This is a genomic window from Curtobacterium sp. B8 (assembly GCF_000333315.1).
GTDB lineage: Bacteria > Actinomycetota > Actinomycetes > Actinomycetales > Microbacteriaceae > Curtobacterium > Curtobacterium luteum.
Genome location: NZ_BACW01000085.1, coordinates 1 through 3,090 on the forward strand (window position 1 = coordinate 1; position 3,090 = coordinate 3,090).

Consider the following 3,090-nt stretch of genomic DNA (forward strand, 5'->3'; position numbering starts at 1 on the left):
AGCAGCAGCAGCCCACCGACTGACCGCGGTGACGACGAGCAACCTGCGCCTCTTCACGTCCGAGTCGGTGACCGAGGGGCACCCCGACAAGATCTGCGACCAGATCTCGGACACCATCCTCGACGCACTGCTCGAGGTCGACCCGCACGCGCGCGTCGCCGTCGAGACCATGGTCACCACCGGTCTCGTGCACGTCGCCGGCGAGGTGACGACCTCCGGCTACGTGGAGATCCCGAAGCTGGTCCGCGACGTGATCACGGGCATCGGGTACAACTCGTCGGAGGTCTCCTTCGACGGCCACACCTGCGGCGTCGAGGTGTCGATCGGCGCGCAGTCGCCCGACATCGCCCAGGGCGTCGACGAGTCGCTCGACAGCCGGTCCGGCGCGGGCGTCGACCCGCTCGACCGTCAGGGGGCCGGCGACCAGGGCATCATGTTCGGCTTCGCGACGAACGAGACGCCCGAGTACATGCCGGTCGCCATCTGGCTGGCCCACCGTCTGGCCGAGCGCCTCGCCGCGGTCCGGAAGTCCGGCGAGCTGCCCTACCTCCGTCCGGACGGCAAGACCCAGGTCACGGTCGGCTACGACGGCGTCGTCCCGAAGACCGTCGAGACCGTCGTGCTCTCGACCCAGCACGCTCCGAGCGTCACGCTCGAGCAGCTCACGGCCGACGTCACCGAGCACGTGATCCGCCCGGTGCTCGACCTGGTCGACCTCGACTCGTCCCACGTCGACGTCATCGTGAACCCGACCGGTCGCTTCGAGATCGGCGGCCCGCAGGGCGACGCCGGCCTCACCGGTCGCAAGGTCATCGTGGACACCTACGGCGGTGCCTCCCGGCACGGCGGTGGTGCGTTCTCGGGCAAGGACCCGTCCAAGGTCGACCGCTCGGCCGCCTACGCGCTCCGCTGGGTCGCGAAGAACGCCGTCGCCGCCGGACTCGCCGACCGCCTCGAGGTCCAGGTCGCGTACGCGATCGGCCGCGCGAAGCCGGTCGGCCTGTACGTCGAGTCGTTCGGCACCGGCCACGTCGACGACGCCACCATCGAGGCCGCGATCCTGCAGGTGTTCGACCTGCGCCCGGCCGCGATCATCCGCGACCTCGACCTGCTCAAGCCGCGCTACGCCACCACGGCGACGTACGGCCACTTCGGTCGTGAACTCCCGGGCTTCACCTGGGAGCACCTCGACCGCGTCGAGGAGCTCCGCGCCGCAGCAGGACTCGTCACCGCCACCGTCTAGGGCCGGGTGTGACCACCGTCGCGCGCGTCGTCCTCGACTCGCCGCTCCCGCAGTTGGACCGTCTGTTCGACTACCGGGTGCCGAGCGAGCTCGAGGACGACTGCGTGCCCGGGGTGCGCGTGAAGGTGCCGCTCCGCACCGGGGCGCGGATGTCCGACGCGTACGTCGTCGAGGTCGTGTCGGAGGGGGACTGGCCCGGCGAGCTCAGCCAGGTCGAGGAGGTCCTCTCGCCCGCGCCCGTCCTGGCGCCCGAGATCTGGACCCTCGCGCGCGCCGTCGCCGACCGTGCTGCGGGTGTCGCCTCGGACGTGCTCCGGCTCGCCGTGCCGACGCGGCAGGTCCGGGCCGAGAAGGCCTGGCTGGCGCGCGACACCGCGTGGTCGCCGCCGTCGGTCGAGCCCGTCCCCGTCACCGGCTACGCCGACGGCGTCCTGGAGGCACTCCTCGCCGACCACGGTCGCGCTGCGGTCGACGCCGTCCCACACCCCGTCGACCTCGGCTCCGCCGAGGAGCCCGTCTGGGTGCCGGGCTGGGCCGCGACCCTCGCCCAGGCCGCGTCCCACGTCGTGGCGCGGGAGCAGTCCGCGGTGCTCGCCGTCCCGGACTTCCGCGACGTCGCCGACCTCGAACGGGCCCTGCTCGCCGTGCTGCCGACGGAGCGGGTCGTCCGGTTCGACGCGAAGCAGACGAACGGGCAGCGGGCGAAGGCGCTGCTGCAGGCCCGGACGCACGCCGTGGTCGCGATCGGCAACCGGACCGCCGTCTTCGCACCGGCGACCGAGCTCGGACTCATCGCGATGTGGGACGACGGGGACGCCTCGTTCGTCGAGCCCCGGGCGCCGTACGTGCACACCCGCGACGTCGCCCTGGTCCGGACGGCGCAGTCGGGGGCCGCGCTGCTCTTCCTCGCTCACGCCCGCTCCACCGACGTGCAGCGGCTCGTCGAGCTGCACTGGCTGCAGGAGGTCGCGCCGTACCGGGTGCCCACCCCGAAGGTGATCCCGACGGCGCAGCAGGCGAGCGCCGAGGGGTTCGCCGCGCAGGCCCGCATCCCGAGTACCGCGTGGCGCGCGGCCCGCGAGGCGAGCCAGCACGGTCCCGTGCTCGTTCAGGTCGCGAACCCGGGTTTCGGCATGGGGCTGGTGTGCGCGGACTGCGGCGAGCGGGCCCACTGCCGGGTGTGCGGTGGTCCGCTCGGCACGCCGCACCGGAACGCGACGCCGCAGTGCCGGTTCTGCGGGGCCCTCGCGGTCGGGTTCCGCTGCCCGACGTGCGGCGGCGGCGAGCTCAAGCCCGTCGGCCAGGGCGCACAACGCACCGCCGACGAACTCGGTCGGGCGTTCCCGGGGACGCGCATCGTCGTCGCGGACGGCTCCCGACCGCTCGACGAGGTCCCGGCGCGTCCTGCCGTCGTCGTCGCCACCCGGGGCGCCGAGCCGAGCGTGCCCGGCGGGTACGCGTGCGTGCTCCTCCTCGACGGGGAGCGCCTCCTCGCCCGGGAGGGGCTCCGCGTGCAGGAGGACGTCCTGCGCTTCTGGACGAACGCCGCCGCGAAGGGTGCGCCCGGCGCCGAGGTCTACCTCGTCGGCATCGGCGGTCGGCTGGCCACCGCGATGGCCACCTGGCGCCTCGACGTCCCCGCGCACGACGAGCTCGCCGACCGGCGCGAGCTGCACTTCCCGCCCGCGGTCCGCGTCGCGACGCTCACCGGGACGGACGAGGCGGTGACGGCGGCGGTCGAGGCGCTCGGGGACGCGACCGCCGGACCCGTGCTCGGTCCGGTGCCGGTCGAGGGCGATGCGGTCCCGGGGACGGTGCGGGCGATCGTGCGGTTCCCGTACGCGCAC

At 73.9% G+C, this 3,090-nt stretch carries 2 protein-coding genes; both read left to right on the top strand.

Going from position 1 to position 3,090, the window contains the following annotated elements; genetic code table 11:
* Nucleotides 1–28: 28 nt before the first annotated feature.
* A complete protein-coding gene (metK, locus tag I59_RS02380; protein WP_031272512.1) occupies nucleotides 29–1,243 on the top strand; it encodes a methionine adenosyltransferase in 1,215 nt (404 codons plus the stop codon).
* An 8-nt stretch (nucleotides 1,244–1,251) separates the two neighbouring features.
* Nucleotides 1,252–3,090 (top strand): hypothetical protein (locus tag I59_RS02385; RefSeq protein ID WP_022902509.1); only part of this gene is annotated, 1,839 nt, incomplete at its 3' end.